At 41.2% G+C, this 14,949-nt stretch carries 14 protein-coding genes and 3 pseudogenes; 4 read left to right on the top strand and 13 right to left on the bottom strand.

The features are described 5' to 3' along the window. Positions 1 to 91 precede the first annotated feature (91 nt). Positions 92 to 772 (bottom strand): hypothetical protein, encoded by a 681-nt coding sequence (locus tag ACY3LV_RS01755; protein ID WP_464863285.1) that lies wholly within the window; start codon positions 770 to 772, stop codon positions 92 to 94. A gap of 205 nt (positions 773 to 977) precedes the next feature. On the opposite strand from ACY3LV_RS01755, the gene ACY3LV_RS01760 reads away from it, so the two are divergent. Continuing rightward, complete coding sequence (locus ACY3LV_RS01760; protein WP_333561713.1) at positions 978 to 2,264, top strand: MFS transporter; 1,287 nt, start codon at positions 978 to 980, stop codon at positions 2,262 to 2,264. Between the two features lie 18 nt (positions 2,265 to 2,282). Here the strand turns inward: ACY3LV_RS01760 and dbpA are convergent, their stop codons facing one another. Together dbpA and ACY3LV_RS01770 are read right to left on the bottom strand one after the other, a co-directional pair. Then, on the bottom strand, positions 2,283 to 3,722 hold the full coding sequence (gene dbpA, locus ACY3LV_RS01765; protein WP_464863286.1) for an ATP-dependent RNA helicase DbpA: 1,440 nt from the start codon (positions 3,720 to 3,722) through the stop codon (positions 2,283 to 2,285). 81 nt (positions 3,723 to 3,803) lie between these two features. Beyond that, positions 3,804 to 4,949, bottom strand: a pseudogene (locus tag ACY3LV_RS01770) (rhamnogalacturonan acetylesterase). 154 nt (positions 4,950 to 5,103) lie between these two features. Here ACY3LV_RS01770 and ACY3LV_RS01775 point away from each other — a divergent pair. Both ACY3LV_RS01775 and ACY3LV_RS01780 read left to right on the top strand, forming a co-directional pair. Next, positions 5,104 to 5,442, top strand: coding sequence for a helix-turn-helix transcriptional regulator (locus ACY3LV_RS01775; protein ID WP_464863287.1), 339 nt, complete (start codon positions 5,104 to 5,106; stop codon positions 5,440 to 5,442). Next, on the top strand, positions 5,439 to 5,996 hold the full coding sequence (locus ACY3LV_RS01780; protein ID WP_464863288.1) for a DUF2812 domain-containing protein: 558 nt from the start codon (positions 5,439 to 5,441) through the stop codon (positions 5,994 to 5,996). Before ACY3LV_RS01775 ends, ACY3LV_RS01780 begins: the two co-directional genes overlap by 4 nt. 113 nt (positions 5,997 to 6,109) lie before the next feature. Here the strand turns inward: ACY3LV_RS01780 and ACY3LV_RS01785 are convergent, their stop codons facing one another. The 3 genes and pseudogenes from ACY3LV_RS01785 to ACY3LV_RS01795 all read right to left on the bottom strand — a co-directional run. After that, entirely contained in the window at positions 6,110 to 6,493 is a 384-nt protein-coding gene (locus tag ACY3LV_RS01785; RefSeq protein WP_333561755.1) for a YxiJ family protein, read from the bottom strand. A 39-nt stretch (positions 6,494 to 6,532) separates the two neighbouring features. Further along, positions 6,533 to 7,468 (bottom strand): DMT family transporter, encoded by a 936-nt coding sequence (locus tag ACY3LV_RS01790; protein ID WP_148963446.1) that lies wholly within the window; start codon positions 7,466 to 7,468, stop codon positions 6,533 to 6,535. 66 nt (positions 7,469 to 7,534) lie between these two features. After that, positions 7,535 to 7,615: pseudogene (locus ACY3LV_RS01795) on the bottom strand (SDR family NAD(P)-dependent oxidoreductase); the annotation flags it as partial. 522 nt (positions 7,616 to 8,137) lie between these two features. Here ACY3LV_RS01795 and ACY3LV_RS01800 point away from each other — a divergent pair. Then, entirely contained in the window at positions 8,138 to 8,902 is a 765-nt protein-coding gene (locus ACY3LV_RS01800) for a TerC family protein (RefSeq protein WP_464863290.1), read from the top strand. A 558-nt stretch (positions 8,903 to 9,460) separates the two neighbouring features. Here the strand turns inward: ACY3LV_RS01800 and ACY3LV_RS01805 are convergent. The 7 genes and pseudogenes from ACY3LV_RS01805 to bglH form a co-directional block, all read right to left on the bottom strand. Continuing rightward, positions 9,461 to 9,754, bottom strand: coding sequence for a hypothetical protein (locus ACY3LV_RS01805; protein WP_252400969.1), 294 nt, complete (start codon positions 9,752 to 9,754; stop codon positions 9,461 to 9,463). Then, a complete protein-coding gene (locus tag ACY3LV_RS01810; RefSeq protein WP_464863291.1) occupies positions 9,754 to 10,689 on the bottom strand; it encodes a MerR family transcriptional regulator in 936 nt (311 codons plus the stop codon). Before ACY3LV_RS01810 ends, ACY3LV_RS01805 begins: the two co-directional genes overlap by 1 nt. Before the next feature lie 108 nt (positions 10,690 to 10,797). Continuing rightward, positions 10,798 to 11,367, bottom strand: coding sequence for a sporulation delaying protein family toxin (locus ACY3LV_RS01815; protein WP_148963304.1), 570 nt, complete (start codon positions 11,365 to 11,367; stop codon positions 10,798 to 10,800). Positions 11,368 to 11,392: 25 nt separating this feature from the next. Next, positions 11,393 to 12,364 (bottom strand): sporulation-delaying protein SdpB family protein, encoded by a 972-nt coding sequence (locus ACY3LV_RS01820; protein ID WP_333561720.1) that lies wholly within the window; start codon positions 12,362 to 12,364, stop codon positions 11,393 to 11,395. After that, positions 12,355 to 12,777 (bottom strand): annotated as a pseudogene (locus ACY3LV_RS01825) (SdpA family antimicrobial peptide system protein); the annotation flags it as partial. The gene ACY3LV_RS01820 and the pseudogene ACY3LV_RS01825, both read right to left, overlap by 10 nt. 202 nt (positions 12,778 to 12,979) lie before the next feature. Next, positions 12,980 to 13,426: a universal stress protein gene (locus ACY3LV_RS01830; RefSeq protein WP_148963301.1), complete on the bottom strand. Its 447-nt coding sequence runs from the start codon at positions 13,424 to 13,426 to the stop codon at positions 12,980 to 12,982. A gap of 102 nt (positions 13,427 to 13,528) precedes the next feature. After that, positions 13,529 to 14,938, bottom strand: coding sequence for an aryl-phospho-beta-d-glucosidase (bglH, locus tag ACY3LV_RS01835; RefSeq protein ID WP_464863292.1), 1,410 nt, complete (start codon positions 14,936 to 14,938; stop codon positions 13,529 to 13,531). Positions 14,939 to 14,949 lie beyond the last annotated feature (11 nt).

Genomic DNA, 14,949 nt, shown 5'->3' on the forward strand with positions numbered 1-14,949 from the left:
GTTCCTCCAATCAACTAAGAACAAACTACACCTTGATTGTACATTCTTTTTGTACTAGGTCAATATCATCAGGGAAAGAGCAGGAAGCAGGTCAATACAATCCACTCAGCACCGGCTGCCCGGGCTGTTTTTGAAGCAGTGCCTCCAGATGTCGTTCAAATGATGCCTTGTCAGCCCCCTGCTTTTTGACAATGCTGTTCATGATTTTGACGCTTTCGGCACTGTATTGCGTATATTGTTTTTTCAGCTGATCCAGCTGCTGTCTTGTCTTCTTCGCGTTTTTCGGTGTGACTTGGCTGATGAGTTTGATCATACGTTCTGTGATCTCAAAAAAAGCAGCACGATTTTCTTTCAGCTGCTGCATTTCGTTGCGGCTCATTCCATGATTGCGGGTTTTTTGAAGCAAAGCGATTGCCTCGGTGTTTTGTTTTTTGAGCGGTTTGTTTTCATGTTGAATCGCTCTAAGGTTCTCCTTCGCAATGTCTGCTTCTTCTTCAGTCATGCTGCTCCGCACAAAGTATTCAGGGTTGCCGATTCCATAATCAAATGCTTCGCTTACACGTATCATGGAACTGAATACAATCGCCAGCTGCATATCGCTTGGAAGAGTCTGGAATTCCTGTTTATTCTTATTGCTCATCGGTTTGGCTGTGGTTTGTTTGACCGTCTCTTGATCACGATCTGCAAACGTCTGAGCCTCATCTTCACTTTCGCATGCGCTCATCACAAGAACTGTGACCAGCAGGCTTATACACAAGCCTATTCGCCTCATGCTCTGTCTCCTCTCTGCTGAATCCCTTCTGGAAAATACGTAAAATGTAGTTAAATGGTACCAGATATACCTATCCCCATCAATAAACCAAAAGTTTGATTTGAAGCACAAAAACATAAACATTTTGTAAAAATTTACGTGCTTTCCATTCTTTTCAGCCCCATTTCTCGTACAATAAAAGTATTGTTACCAGAGAAGGGGGCTTGTGATGAAACGTTTTACGAAACAAGAAAACAGCTGGATTTTATATGACTGGGCAAATTCTGCATACTCGATTGTCGTGACCACCGCGGTGTTTCCGTTGTTTTATAAAGCAGCTGCGGCGGAAGGCGGTGTCGGAGCTGCTCAATCGACTGCCTATTTGGGATATACCATTGCGATTTCAACGTTTATTCTTGCGATGCTCGGGCCGATTTTAGGCACGATCGCCGACTATGAAGGGTGCAAAAAAAAGTTCTTCGGTTTCTTTGTGTCAGCCGGTGTTGCCAGCACCGCGATGCTTGCCTTTATCCCGAGTGAACATTGGCTGCTTTTGTTGCTGTTTTATACCATATCGGCTATCGGTTTTTCCGGCGCCAACGTGTTTTATGATGCCTTTCTCGTTGACGTCACTTCAGAAAAACGGATGAATATCGTCTCTGCACGGGGTTTTGGCTTAGGCTACATAGGAAGCACGATTCCATTTATCATCAGCATTGCTGTCATCCTGCTTGCTCAAGCAGAGTCGATTCCGCTGTCTGTATCGGCCGCAAGCCAGCTGTCCTTTTTCATAACGGCTGCCTGGTGGGGGCTGTTTACCATCCCGATGCTGAAACATGTCCATCAGCGCTATTTCATCAAAAGAGAACCTCATATTGTTATCAACAGCTTTAAGCGGCTCGGCCAAACGATGAAACGGATTAGGCAGTACCGGGCGCTGTTCCTCTTTTTGCTTGCTTATTTCTTTTATATCGACGGAGTCGGCACGATTATTACGATGTCGACCTCCTATGGGTCTGATTTAGGGATCAGCCCCTCAAGCCTCCTGATCATCCTGTTTGTCACTCAAGTCGTCGCCGCGCCGTTTTCCATTGTATACGGAAAACTGGCAGAACGCTTTACGGGAAAAACAATGCTGTACGTTGGAATCGTCATTTATATGATTGTCTGTGTGTACGCTTATTTTATGGAAACAACGCTAGATTTCTGGATACTGGCCATGCTTGTCGCCACTTCGCAGGGCGGCATTCAAGCCCTCAGCCGTTCTTATTTCGCCAAGCTCGTGCCAAAGCGCCACGCCAATGAATTCTTCGGCTTCTACAACATTTTCGGAAAATTCGCTTCGATTATGGGGCCATTGCTCATCGCCGTTACCGCCCAGCTGACCGGGAGATCCTCGACTGCGGTGTTCAGCCTAATTGTTTTATTTGTAATCGGCATTGTGATCCTCGCTTTTGTCCCGGAGGAGACCAGCGCGGATATAAGCCAGCAGCAAAATGACCTGCCCCTTTAACCGGGAGCAGGTCATTCATCATTTATTCGCTTTATTCACCTTGAGCTTCTTCCCTTTGACGGATGTGTTTTTCATCACTTTGAGAACTTGAGGGCCTTTTCCGTTTAAAATCTCCACGTAAGAGGCGTTATCCATGATTGTGATAATGCCGATATCATCAGCTGTCACACCATCAATTTTGGCAATCGTTCCTACAAAATCAACGGCTCTGATTTTCTTTTTCTTTCCGCCGTTAAAATACAGCTTCATAATGTCTTTATTCAGCTCTTCGCTTTTGTCCTTTTTGAATTCCGGACGGTCATTCAATTTGGATAGAAAATCAGGTTTCTTCTTGGCCGCTTCTTCTTGAGAAGGGGCTTCTATTTTTTGAATCTCAAATCCGATATAGTCTTCAATGTCAGCTAAAAACCGTTTTTCGAAGGCTGTGACAAACGAAATGGCCTTTCCTTTGTTTCCTGCGCGCCCCGTCCGGCCTGTGCGGTGGACGTAGCTTTCCTTCTCAAGCGGCAGATCATAGTTGATGACAAGAGAGATATTTTCAATATCAATCCCGCGCGCGGCGACATCTGTCGCGACTAAGTAACGGTACTCGCCCCGTTTAAATTCATCCATGACATCGAAACGGTCTTCCTGAATCATTCCGCCGTGTATTTTATCGCACGGATACCCTAAGTTATCCAATTCATCGGTCAGCTGATTGACATGTTCTTTCGTCCGGCAGAAAATGATGCAGCTATCCGGATTTTCCGTTATTAACACATCTTTCAGCAAAGAAAACTTATGCTCTTCTCTGACTTGGATCACCGCATGTTCAATATTCCTTGTGGTAAGGCCGGCCGCTTTGATCTCAATATGCTCCGGGTTTTTCATATATTGACGGCTTAATTTCTCAATATCCTCCGGCAGGGTCGCCGAAAACAGCATCGTCGTACGCTCAACCGGCAGATGCTTGATGATCGCCTCCACCTGCTCAATGAAGCCCATATTCAGCATCTCATCGGCTTCATCAATCACCAAATAGGACAGACGGTCTAACGGCAGCGTGCCCTTTTCGATATGATCCAAGACACGTCCCGGCGTGCCGACAACGATGTGGCTTTTTTGCTTCAGTTCAGCTTTTTGTTTATCAAAGGAAGACTTTCCAAACACGGCAGTCGCTTTAATTCGTTTAAAGCGTCCGATGTTTGTGATATCCTCTTTTACTTGTACGGCAAGCTCACGGGTCGGTGTTAAAATAAGCGCCTGCGGCTTGTTTTCATCCCAATCCGCCAGCTCACAGAGAGGAATCCCGAAAGAAGCCGTTTTCCCGCTTCCCGTCTGTGATTTGACGACAAGATCCTTTCGTTCTAGGGCAGCGGGAATCACGCTCTGCTGCACCTTGGTCGGTTCTGTATATCCCAGTCCTTCTAATGCTCGTAAAATGTCATGACTGATTTGATAGTTTTTAAAATGACTCATGTATAAACTCCTGTCTCTTGCAGATGTTCTCATTATACGCTAATTCACGCAGGCATATGTGTTTTGTCGAAAAATGACGTATTAAAATCCTTCAATTCTCTGGCGTTTCAACTCCTGAACGGCTAACCGCGCCAGTGCGTCGGCTCCCGCGCGGTTAGGATGCAGCGTATCTCCGTCCATATATAACGCGAGTGTTTTTTCCGGACCGATTGATGTAAAGTAAGCCGAACTGAGGACATTTAAGTCAATGAGGTGCGTTTTCTCCTCTTCGGCCAAAGCCAAAATAGAAGCCCTGTACCATCGGTTGACAGACGAATGAATGCCTTCAGACGTAAAATCTGTCGCCCGTCCCTGTGGTGTTGAAAGGATGACTTCCGCACCCTTCGCTTTCACCTCGCGGATCATATCTCGCATAATCTCCTTAAATTCCGCTTCAGATTCATTATGCTTCGGATTTGTGTCATTAATGCCCAGCTGCAACATAAAATAATCGCCCGGCTTGATATACTTCAAGATCGCCTCAAGCTGCCCGTCATTTCGAAACCCTCTCGCGATCTGCCCGCCTGACGCCATGTTTCTCACTTGAAATTGTTTGTCGACATAGTGAGGCAGCATCTGCCCCCAGCCCGCCTGCTTGCTGCTGTTGAGCGGATAATAATTGCACACCGTCGAATCGCCGCCGACATAAATGGTTCGGTTCGTCACCGGCTGATCAGACAATTTCTTGATTTTCAAGGCGCTGAGCGTAAAAGCGGTGCCTGCTTTTCCCTATGTCACCAGCAGATTCAGCTGCCCGTCGGTAACAGGAATTTGGAACGTATCCTCCGCACCGTCTCCCGTCATATTGATGACCTGAAACACACCCTCCGCCGCCACACTGGCCCTTGCCGTATTGCCAAGCGTCACCTTCACCTCGTAAAGGCCATTTGGAAGATCCACGCTAAACGTATTGTCGCTTTTCGTCCCATACGTCAAAAACTGAACCGCATCACTCTTCACACCAGTCCCGGGCGCCGCCACATCCTTCATATTCTCCGGTGTTAGAAACCCGTAGCCCTTTGACCGGTCATACCGATCAGACGCCCTGACACCAATGTAACCAGGCTCAACCGAACCGCTTCCAAAATCAAACTGATACACCTTCGGCTCCGCCGCCTTCACACTCTCATTCCCGCCGAAACACAATATCAGCATCATCACAAAAACCGCCGCCATCCCTTTTTTCATCAAAACTCCCCCTCTATGAAAACGTATACATTAATGCATACTCGGTGATTGTTTCTTTATGATGACTGAATGCAGAATTGACAAAACAAAAGGAAGATTTCATTATATCAATAAGTGATATATCATTAGTTGATATAAGAAATGAGGTGACCCCTTGCCAAAACAACGTCAGGAAATGGATCAGCTTACCGATCCAGCCTATTATATTGTCTTAACATTGCTAGAACCAAAGCACGGATATTCGATCATGCAAGAGATGGAGAAAATGACCGATGACTCCTTTACGATCGGCCCGGCTACTTTATATACATTGTTAAAGAAATTACTGCAAAAAGAGATCATTGAGCTTATCAACAATGACAACCCGCGCCGCAAAGTATACCAGACCACCCTGCACGGCCAAGAATTACTCAAAAAAGAAATTCAGCGCAGAAAAGTGATGGCTGAACACGGCGAACGCGCTTTTCAACAAAGGAAAGGGGATGAATCATGAAACAGAAAAAATATATGATGTCCGAAGGCTTGGCGTTTTCAGAAGAAAAGGATATGAAGAGACTAAGCGATATGGCCGGCAAAGGCTGGGTGCTCGATTCATTTGCGTTTATGGGGTATAAGCTTAAAAAAGCTGAGCCGCGGAAGTTGATATACAGCATTGACTATCATGATGTTGAGGAAGAAAGCTTGGCGGAATACACCGAGATGTTTGAAGCGGCCGGATGGGAACGTGTTTGCTCTGTATACGACACACACATCTTTGCTGCTGAACCCGGAACGAAGCCGATTCACTCCGACCGTTCAACTATGATTGATAAATATAAACAAAGTGAATCTTCCCTGCGCTATATCACATTGTTCATGCTCTGTCTTACCGCGGCTGTCACTGTCATCAGGAATACATTTATTTCTGGTGATGCTTCCATACTTCATAACACCGTCCACGTCCTTTTTGTCTTTATCATCGCTATCACTATCCCGGCTATTCTCACTTACGCAGCCTCTGTCTTTAGAATTTGGCGAGTCAAACGCAGAAACCCCAACCTTGAGTGAAGGCTGGGGTTTTGCTTTTTAATAACTTTCCGTGCCTGTTCTAAATACATTTCTAAGCTTATACTATCATTTCAAATTGAAAGTAGTACGTACCTATTTCTTAAAAGTGCTAGCTAATTAGAAATTATATTAATTAATAATCTCCTTGCTTGCTCGTGTAGTTCTAGTTCTCGCTTTAGTGCAGGATAGTTTTCTAAAATTCCATTCATTTGAGAGTACCTTGGGTATAGTTCAAAAAAAGATTTTGATAATGAATCAAGTTGGCGTTTGGGCAGTTTTTTATCTGCCAAAACATAACTTAGACTTCCAACAATGAGCATAAAAAATTCATAAAAATCTTCCGCTAAACAAAATTCATTATAATCGTCCTCTAATTTCTCAATATCAGAAGGAAATGGACCTTCTAAATCTCTTTTAATTCTCTCAAGGGTGGAAATTAATTCATTATCTAAATTGTAACGTTTATACTTTTTTATTATTATCCCTCCACAAATAATTAAGACCGCTTAGGCCTTTTTACGTTTTCTCTATTAGTGTTACTGAATTTGTTCAATATCCTTACCCTCAGCGACCACATCCGCTTTCCCCTGCCTCCTGACAAGCGTCAAAGCCATGCCCGCAAAGATCATCACGATGCCTAGTGTTTGATAGAGGTCTGGACGGAAACCTGTGAAGACGGTATCCAGCACGATCGCGACAGCCGGGTCGAGGAAGACAATGATTGAAATAAATTTCGTTGATAAAAAACGCAAACTGTCAAAAAACAGCAAATACACAATACCCGTATGAATGATACCGGTAGACACCACCATAATCCAGTTCCCCTGAGACAGGCCGGCAAAAGCGCCAAAGTGAATAAACGGAATCAGGATAATGATCCCTAAACCGGTTTGCAGGAAGGTGGTCGCGTAAGGGCTGAGGTTGTGAATGCCTTTTCCCAATAAAGTAGTGAACGCATAAAACAGTGCGGCGAGAACGGCCCAAATGATTCCTGACCCCATCAGCTGCGTTAGTGATGTGCTGCCATTAATCCCGGAAATCAGCGCAGTTCCCAGAAAACAGATGATAATGGAACTGACAGAGATGACGTTTAATTTTTCTCTGTAGATGATGCTCCCCAGGAGAAGAACAAGCACCGGTGCAAGGTGATAAACCGAGATGGCGATCGTGACAGATGTTTCTTCAAAAGACTTAAATAAGAACACCCAGTTGAATACAAGAAAGAAACCGCACGCCAATGTTTGCAGCACTTCTCTCTTGCTCCACTTTTCGGTTTTATACTGGCCGGACGCCAGCCAGCAGAAGCTTAAAAATAGCGTCGCGCAAAGGCAGCGGATGAATACCAATTCAAATGACGGCAGATTGGTATGCTCTGAGAAAAAGCCGATGGAACCGAAAATCACCATGGAGATGACCATTTTCAGCACGGCTGTTGATTTTTGGTTTGACGATAAGGAAAGATCCTGTTGCATCAAGAGTATTCTACCTCCAGTTATGTATAGGGAAAGCACCCCAGCTGCAAGGTGCTTTTCCCTTTATTATAGTTTCTTGCCGGCCGTCCAGCCGCCGTCTATGACAAAGTTTGAGCCTGTAATAAAGTGCGCCTCATCAGAAGCTAAAGATGACCTTTTAAATAATCCTGCTGATAATTCAAAAAAATTCCTTATTCCGCCGCATTGATTAAGATACCGGAATCAAATGGTTTTGTTCAGGCTTTGGCATCAAAGATTCTGCCTGCTGAACATCAGACAAGGCTGCTTCCTTCATGTGAAAGCATTGTTTACTATAAATTCTGACATCTTATCCGTTTCATTATCTACTCCAACGACACGCTGGCCGCTAGAAGTTGCTTTACCGCCTCAAAGCCTTTGCACTTGTATTCATTATATTCTTTTTTTCACCATTTTACATTATGACTTTATTCATTTTGGTAATTTTAAACAACACAGATACTATACTTAAATTGATGTATCACTTATCTTTTAGCATGTTGCACATGTAGATTTCTGGTTTTTGCCAACACGAAGAGCCCCCAAGAAATACCAACCTACTCAATTGGATTAACGATAGATGAGAAGGGGAATGCTGTTGATATCGCAACTTTTACAGCACACTTTACGTTTTAGAAAGGAACGATGTTAATGGAGTCTATCTGGCTGGAATATGCCTGGACATTGTTAATTTTAATCGGATTAGAAGGACTGCTATCGGCTGATAATGCCCTTGTACTGGCAGTTATCGCCAAGCATTTACCCGATGATCAGAAGAAAAAAGCGATAAATTATGGAATCATCATGGCATTTGCCTTCAGGTTTGCGGCGCTTTTTGCCATTTCGTTTATCGCGAATGTCTGGCAGATTCAGGCGATAGGAGCAGCGTATCTTCTTTACCTGGGCTTAAAGCATGTGGTGAAGGCCCGTTTCGGGAAAAAAAACGAGAATATTCATGAGGAGGACAAAGAGGAGGCTGCCGGGAAAGGTTTCTGGCCCACAGTCGGAAAGATTGCTTTAGCGGACCTCGCTTTTGCCATTGATTCGATTCTTGCTGCGGTTGCTTTAGCTCTCGGCCTTCCGGAATCACCGCTTGATGATTTCGGCGGCATGGATGGAGGACAATTTATTGTTGTTGTCCTAGGCGGAATTGCAGGCCTTATCCTGATTAAGTTTGCCGCAACCTGGTTTGTAAAACTTCTTAATCAGCGCCCCGCACTGGAAACAACCGCATATGCCATTGTGGCCTGGGTCGGTGTCAAACTGGTGGTCATTACCCTTGCCCATGAGGATATTGGAATCCTGGACCATCACTTTCCGCACAGCACCACCTGGACGCTGATCTTCTATGGCGTTTTAGTGGCCATTGCTTTATTCGGTTGGTTTGCGCCGGCCAATAAAGCAGCAAAGAAATAGCATCCGGGACTATTATGTGAACAAGGCGCTAAACACATTGAAAACAAAAAGAGGCGTCATCCCTTAGGTATCAATGGGAGTCGCCTCTTTTGGTAAAGATTCGCATCAAAAAACATCTTGTATTTTTAGTTGTGTTTTCTTGGAACATAAGAATAACAGTTACAAAATTACAGAAAATACAAACTCTACTCTTCTTCAAACAGTGTTCACTTATACAGCCATTTAATCAAGTCTACCATTGAATCACTCAAGTGTGATTTTCGGACGTCAGCTAGTCACTATAAAATTAGCAATACAAAAATTCAAACGAGTAGTTTTTGGAAAATGAAGATATGTATCGCTAACTGTCTAAGAAACACACTAGTCATATTAAAAATCAAAATTGGCGCTTTCATCAAGCAATTAAACACCATAAACTTTTGTCCAGAATAATGGTCACAATAGGTTATATCTTCTATAGTTTACCGGCTAGGGAAAATAACTCTGTTCTTTTGATTGCATATTGTGTATAAATCCTCAGATTTTTTCCTTGGACTAGATTACATTGAATGAAGTCATTTATTTGATTTGAAAGTATGGAACTACAATAAATAAAGAAGCAAGTAAGACTAAAGCAATTATTATGACTGTATATATGCTTTTTATTAAAACGCCAAAAACCATAAGTAACAAAGGCATTAATATAGTGAATACTCCAATTATAAATAGTATAATCCCCATTCTTTTTGATAACTTATCCTTATCACCTAAAAAAGTAAAGTCATTATAATTTATTAATAGAACTAATATTTTTTTTACACCAATTAAATAGGCAAATAATAAGCATATAAACCCGCCAATAATATAGTTCATCAATCTCTTTCACCCTTTATAATGGCTTCTAAAAATTGCTTTGAATCAAATCCTAACTCTGCATCGGCTTGTTTTTTTATTTCTGTTTGATTGTCTAAAAAGAGCTTATACTTAGAACTTATTTTATATAACATATCACTAAATTTACTTCCTTCTTTTAATTGTGGAAAGTCATTTCCGCTACTTACTTGTTTAATAAAATTCTCTTTAAACTCTTCACTCGTTTTTACATTTTTGACCAAGTCTATTATTGCTTGTTTTTGTTGCTTAATTAGTTCAGGGTCTTTATTAATTATTTTATTTACAGTATCATAATTGCTCTTCTTAAGTCTTTCCAACTCTTGCTCATTTTCCATAATTAACTTCATAATCGGATGATTATCCTCTACCTCTTCAATGTCATCCAAATAACTAACTAAATTTAACCAATCCAAGCTTTTACTCTCATTATCAATAGTAACTTCTAAAAAAGGCTCAAACATAACAACAACAAATTCACCAAATTTACCTGGGAATATTCTCAAGATTTTATCCAGTATATATTCTTTCTTTTCTTGATCTTTCAACTGCAAAGTGTCTTCTAAAATTTTAATCTTATCACTAAAATCATCTATTTCATTTATGTTCTGTATGAGAGTCTCTGTTAATAATTTCTGTTGCTCAAGCTGCTTTAAATTTATATTAATTTGATTTAACTGTTCATTTAATAATTCTGAAAGCCTTCTTTCTCCAATTAGAAGAGATTTAATTTCTTTTATAGGCATATGAAGCAATCGAAGGGACGCAATTAAGTTCAACTGAGAAACTTCTTTTTCGGAATATTCTCTATACTGATTCGTTGGGTTTTTATTAACTTCAATTAATCCTTCAGATTCATAATACTTAATCGCTTTTTTAGTTAAACCTGTTAATTCAGATACTTGTTTAATATTCATGAAATTCACTCCTTAGAGATTTTCACTTTTATCTTAAAGGTGTCCGTGAGGGATATGTCAATAAAAAAACGGATCTTAACTTGTTAAAATTAAGATCCATTTTAGAGTTTAATTTAATCTCTCCACCATGTTTTTAGTAAGCATTTCATTCATCAAAGAGGTTTTATCATTGGTCACAGTGGAAGCTACAACAACTGCTCCGGCCACAACAGCTACCCATATAGCAGCTACTGCCGTCCACGTCACAAATGTGACACAAGCTCCTTCGGCAGAGTCAACTTGAGTATTTTCAGATATGTTTGGATCAACCTTTTTTAGAATTTTTCCGCTTCTTGTGAGAAGTTCCTTTACTTCTTTTGGATCTTTGTTTTCATAAATGGCTTTCTCCAAATTATTGAAGTAGTTTGGATCTACTTCCTTCATTTCTGCGATTAACTTAAGTGCTTTTCTTTTTGATTCTTTTGTAGATAATTTTTCTAAATTCTCTTTACTCCAAACTTCCGGAAAAAGTTTTGCTACATCTCCTTGCCCAAAGGCCACACCAGCATAAATTTCTTCGCCAGAAAATTTATGGCTTTCGATAGCCTTAGCAGAGTTAAAATGGCTTGTAATTGATGAAACTAACAATACAAATAGAATGAATATTAAGTTTTTTCTGTTGATAAAATTCCCTTTCATTTTTCTTCCTCCTTTATTATTTAATTTAATAATTCAGAACCTTTTGTTTATCCCCCCTTTCTAATAAACCTTTTTTAAGTTTAATTTCTTTCAACTTGAAAGGTTTGTCTAAAGGTCTTAAATATAAAATTAAAATACTGCACATAATCATAGAAAAACTAATCAAACCAAACATAATTGCAAAAATATCATGCATGAGCAGTCCTATATAGAATAAAAGATTCCAACTTTTTTTCGGTGCCAGTATAGCTGCAAATAATAAAAACTGAATGAGCAATGTTCCCCAAGTAGCTACCACAATATATTTACTAGTGATTATAAATTGAAACACATGAAGTATCGGCTCTGGAAATCCCAACATTAAATGTTGAGAATAGTAATAAACTGCTGTTCCATTAATCCAGTCTTCCTCACCTAACTTAGCTATAAATGAATTAAAATATAATATAGAAACTTGTACTCTTATTACAACAAAAGAGACCAACGCTATCATCCTAGCATAAAACTCTCCGTTGCTTTTAATGTTACTTACTTTATTATTATACCAATGCCATTTCCTACCGTCGGTTAATGTTATAGGTAAGAGCAATAGAGTAAAAACCGCATTCACCTGTTCGCCACCATCAATCGTAAGTGCAGAAACTTGCAAACTATAACAGATCCACCAATGGAAAAACCCAGTGATTCTCGGTCGCCAGCCAGTTGCTATAATTATCAATAACAATACACAAATCCACCGTACTATATTCAGATGAAGATAATCATTTGAGGTAAGGCAAAAAACACTTGGAATAGTTTTTGGACAATAAGGATAAGTATCTATTCCGCTAGCTGGTCTAAAAAACACACTGGCATCATTAAAAATAAGCGTTAGAGCTGTCGACAAAGCCATTAAACTTCTTGCTAATCCATAAACATTTGTCCAGGGATAGTTACAATTAACCCAATTAAAAGTTTTTTCATTGAATGTCTTATAAACACCTCCATTTAAGAACATTTAACTTCAACTCTCAATACTTTAGATTCTTTTGAAATATTACTTCTACTTTTATTGCTCCATGCCCAAGGTATAAGTGTTTCTCTGGATAAACCTAAGTTTCCGCACAAAGATGGATTAGGTGTTTTATTTTTTATAGCAAATAAAGTATCAGTCTTTTTTAAACAAGCTCTTGATCCGTCATGACAGTTCTTCCATTCTATAGAGCTTGGAATCTGTTCGATTAAATATCCCAACTCAATCCCTTGCGCTCTTCCATGTCTGTCTAACCCGAAAATGTTCTTAAAGCTATTATTTGGCCAAGAAACTGCCTGTGTATAATTTTTAGTTTCATAGACATTTACCATTTCTTCTCTAGGATTTTTACTGAAAAACCCCCAACCCTGAGGATATAGAGTTTTCATGAAACTTTGTTCATCTAAATTTGAAGACCAGTTTTTTGATAAAAAAAAGAGAGCTTATTAGCTCCCTCTACAAATTATTCAAAATCATCCAAATTTTTTTTACTATAAATCACTAACCTTTTTCTAATTTTTTCGATGTTTATAAGATTTCTTAATTTCATATTCGTAATTTAATTTTTTATTTTTCTATTAGACCTAATCACTTATTCTTTTATCGAACAATCAATACCGGGCAGGGCGATAATTGAGACACTTTATGGCTGACGCTTCCAAGCATCATTTCTTTGAGGCCGCTGATGCCCCGGCTGCCGACTACGATCAGGCTGACGCCTTTCTCTTTTGCGGTATTTAGTATCTCATGCGCCGGCTCGCCCTGCGCGTAAATCGTTTCAGCTTGAACACCGTTTCCGGCTGCTTTTTCTTTTGCATTCTCAAGAATTTTCAGGCCTTCTTTTTTAACCTGGTCCCTGATTTCTTCAATAAAATGTTCAGGCACATAGACCATTCCCGTCAGAGAAGAAGTCGTGACGACGGCTTCTCTCCCCACATGAAGAATGCTTAGTTCCGTCTGCTGCTCTTTAGCCAAATGCACTGCGGCATCAAGCGCTTTTGCACTCATATCTGATCCGTCAATCGCAACTAACATTTTGTTAAACATGCTCTTCCCGCCTTTCGGACTGTGGGTGGTTCATCTTTCTCTTTTATTGTCCGCCTGCTTCCGGTTATTGTCAATTGAAGCGCATGAGTATTCAAAAAGTTGTCAGAGACTCTCTCCATTTGTGGCGATGACTCGCTGATACCAGCCGAAGCTTTTTTTCTTGATGCGGTTTAATGATCCGTTTCCTTCATTGTCCCGATCAACATAAATGTAGCCGTAGCGTTTTTTCATTTCCGCAGTGGAGGCGCTGACAAGGTCAATCGGTCCCCATGACGTGTATCCGATTAAGTCGACACCGTCAGCAATCGCTTCCCGGGCTTCAATGAGGTGTTCTCGCAGATAGTTGATTCTGTAATCATCCTGAATAGAGCCGTCCTCCTCCACTTTGTCTGCCGCACCAAGGCCGTTTTCCACGATAAACAGCGGCTTCTGATAGCGGTCATATAACGTATTAAGCGTGGTGCGCAAGCCTTTCGGATCAATCTGCCAGCCCCATTCTGATGATTTGAGATATGGATTTTTCACACCGCCCAGCAGGTTGCCCCCTGATTTTGCGAGTTCTTTCGGATCAGTGCTTGCCGCCATCGACATATAGTAGCTGAATCCGATGTAATCCACCGTATGTTCTTTCAAAATCTCTTCATCGCCATCAGCCATTTCAATTTCAATATGATTTTCTGCCAAGAAGCGTTTCATATATCCCGGGTATGCGCCTCGTGCCTGCACATCTGAGAAGAAAAGTGTTTTGCGCTCATTCTCCAGTGCCGCGAAGACATCCTCCGGCTTAGATGTCATCGGATAGGTTGTCGTTGCCGCAATCATACAGCCGATTTTTGAATCAGGAATGATCTCATGCCCCGCTTTGACAGCGCGGGCGCTGGCGACAAACTGGTGGTGCGCGGCCTGATACATCGCGTTTAATTTGTTTTCTCCTTCTTCAAAAACAAGCCCGCCGCCGGTAAATGGCGCATGGAGCACTACATTAATTTCATTGAACGTCATCCAATACTTCACTTTGTGTTGATAGCGTTTGAAGACGGTTTTGGCATAACGTTCATAGAACTCGATGACCTTGCGATTCTTCCAGCCGCCATACTGTTTCACTAAACCGAGCGGCATTTCATAATGTGAGATGGTCACGACTGGCTCAATCTGATGCTTTAACAGTTCATCAAACAGATCGTCATAAAAGTTGAGGCCTTTTTCATTAGGCTCCTCTTCATCGCCATTCGGAAAAATTCTTGTCCACGCTATTGATGTGCGGAATGCCTTAAACCCCATTTCCGCAAACAAAGCGATGTCCGCTTTATACCGATGATAAAAATCAATTCCGTTATGATAAAGATTCAAGGAAGACATCGACTCATCAAATGGAGACATGATGCCGTTCGGTGATACGTCAGCCGTCGAAAGCCCCTTACCGCCCTCGTTATAAGCACCTTCCACTTGATTGGCAGCAACCGCGCCGCCCCATAAAAATCCTTCTGGAAATCGTTTTGCATTTGCACTCATATTGATCACCT

This window comes from Bacillus sp. 11C, assembly GCF_055486375.1.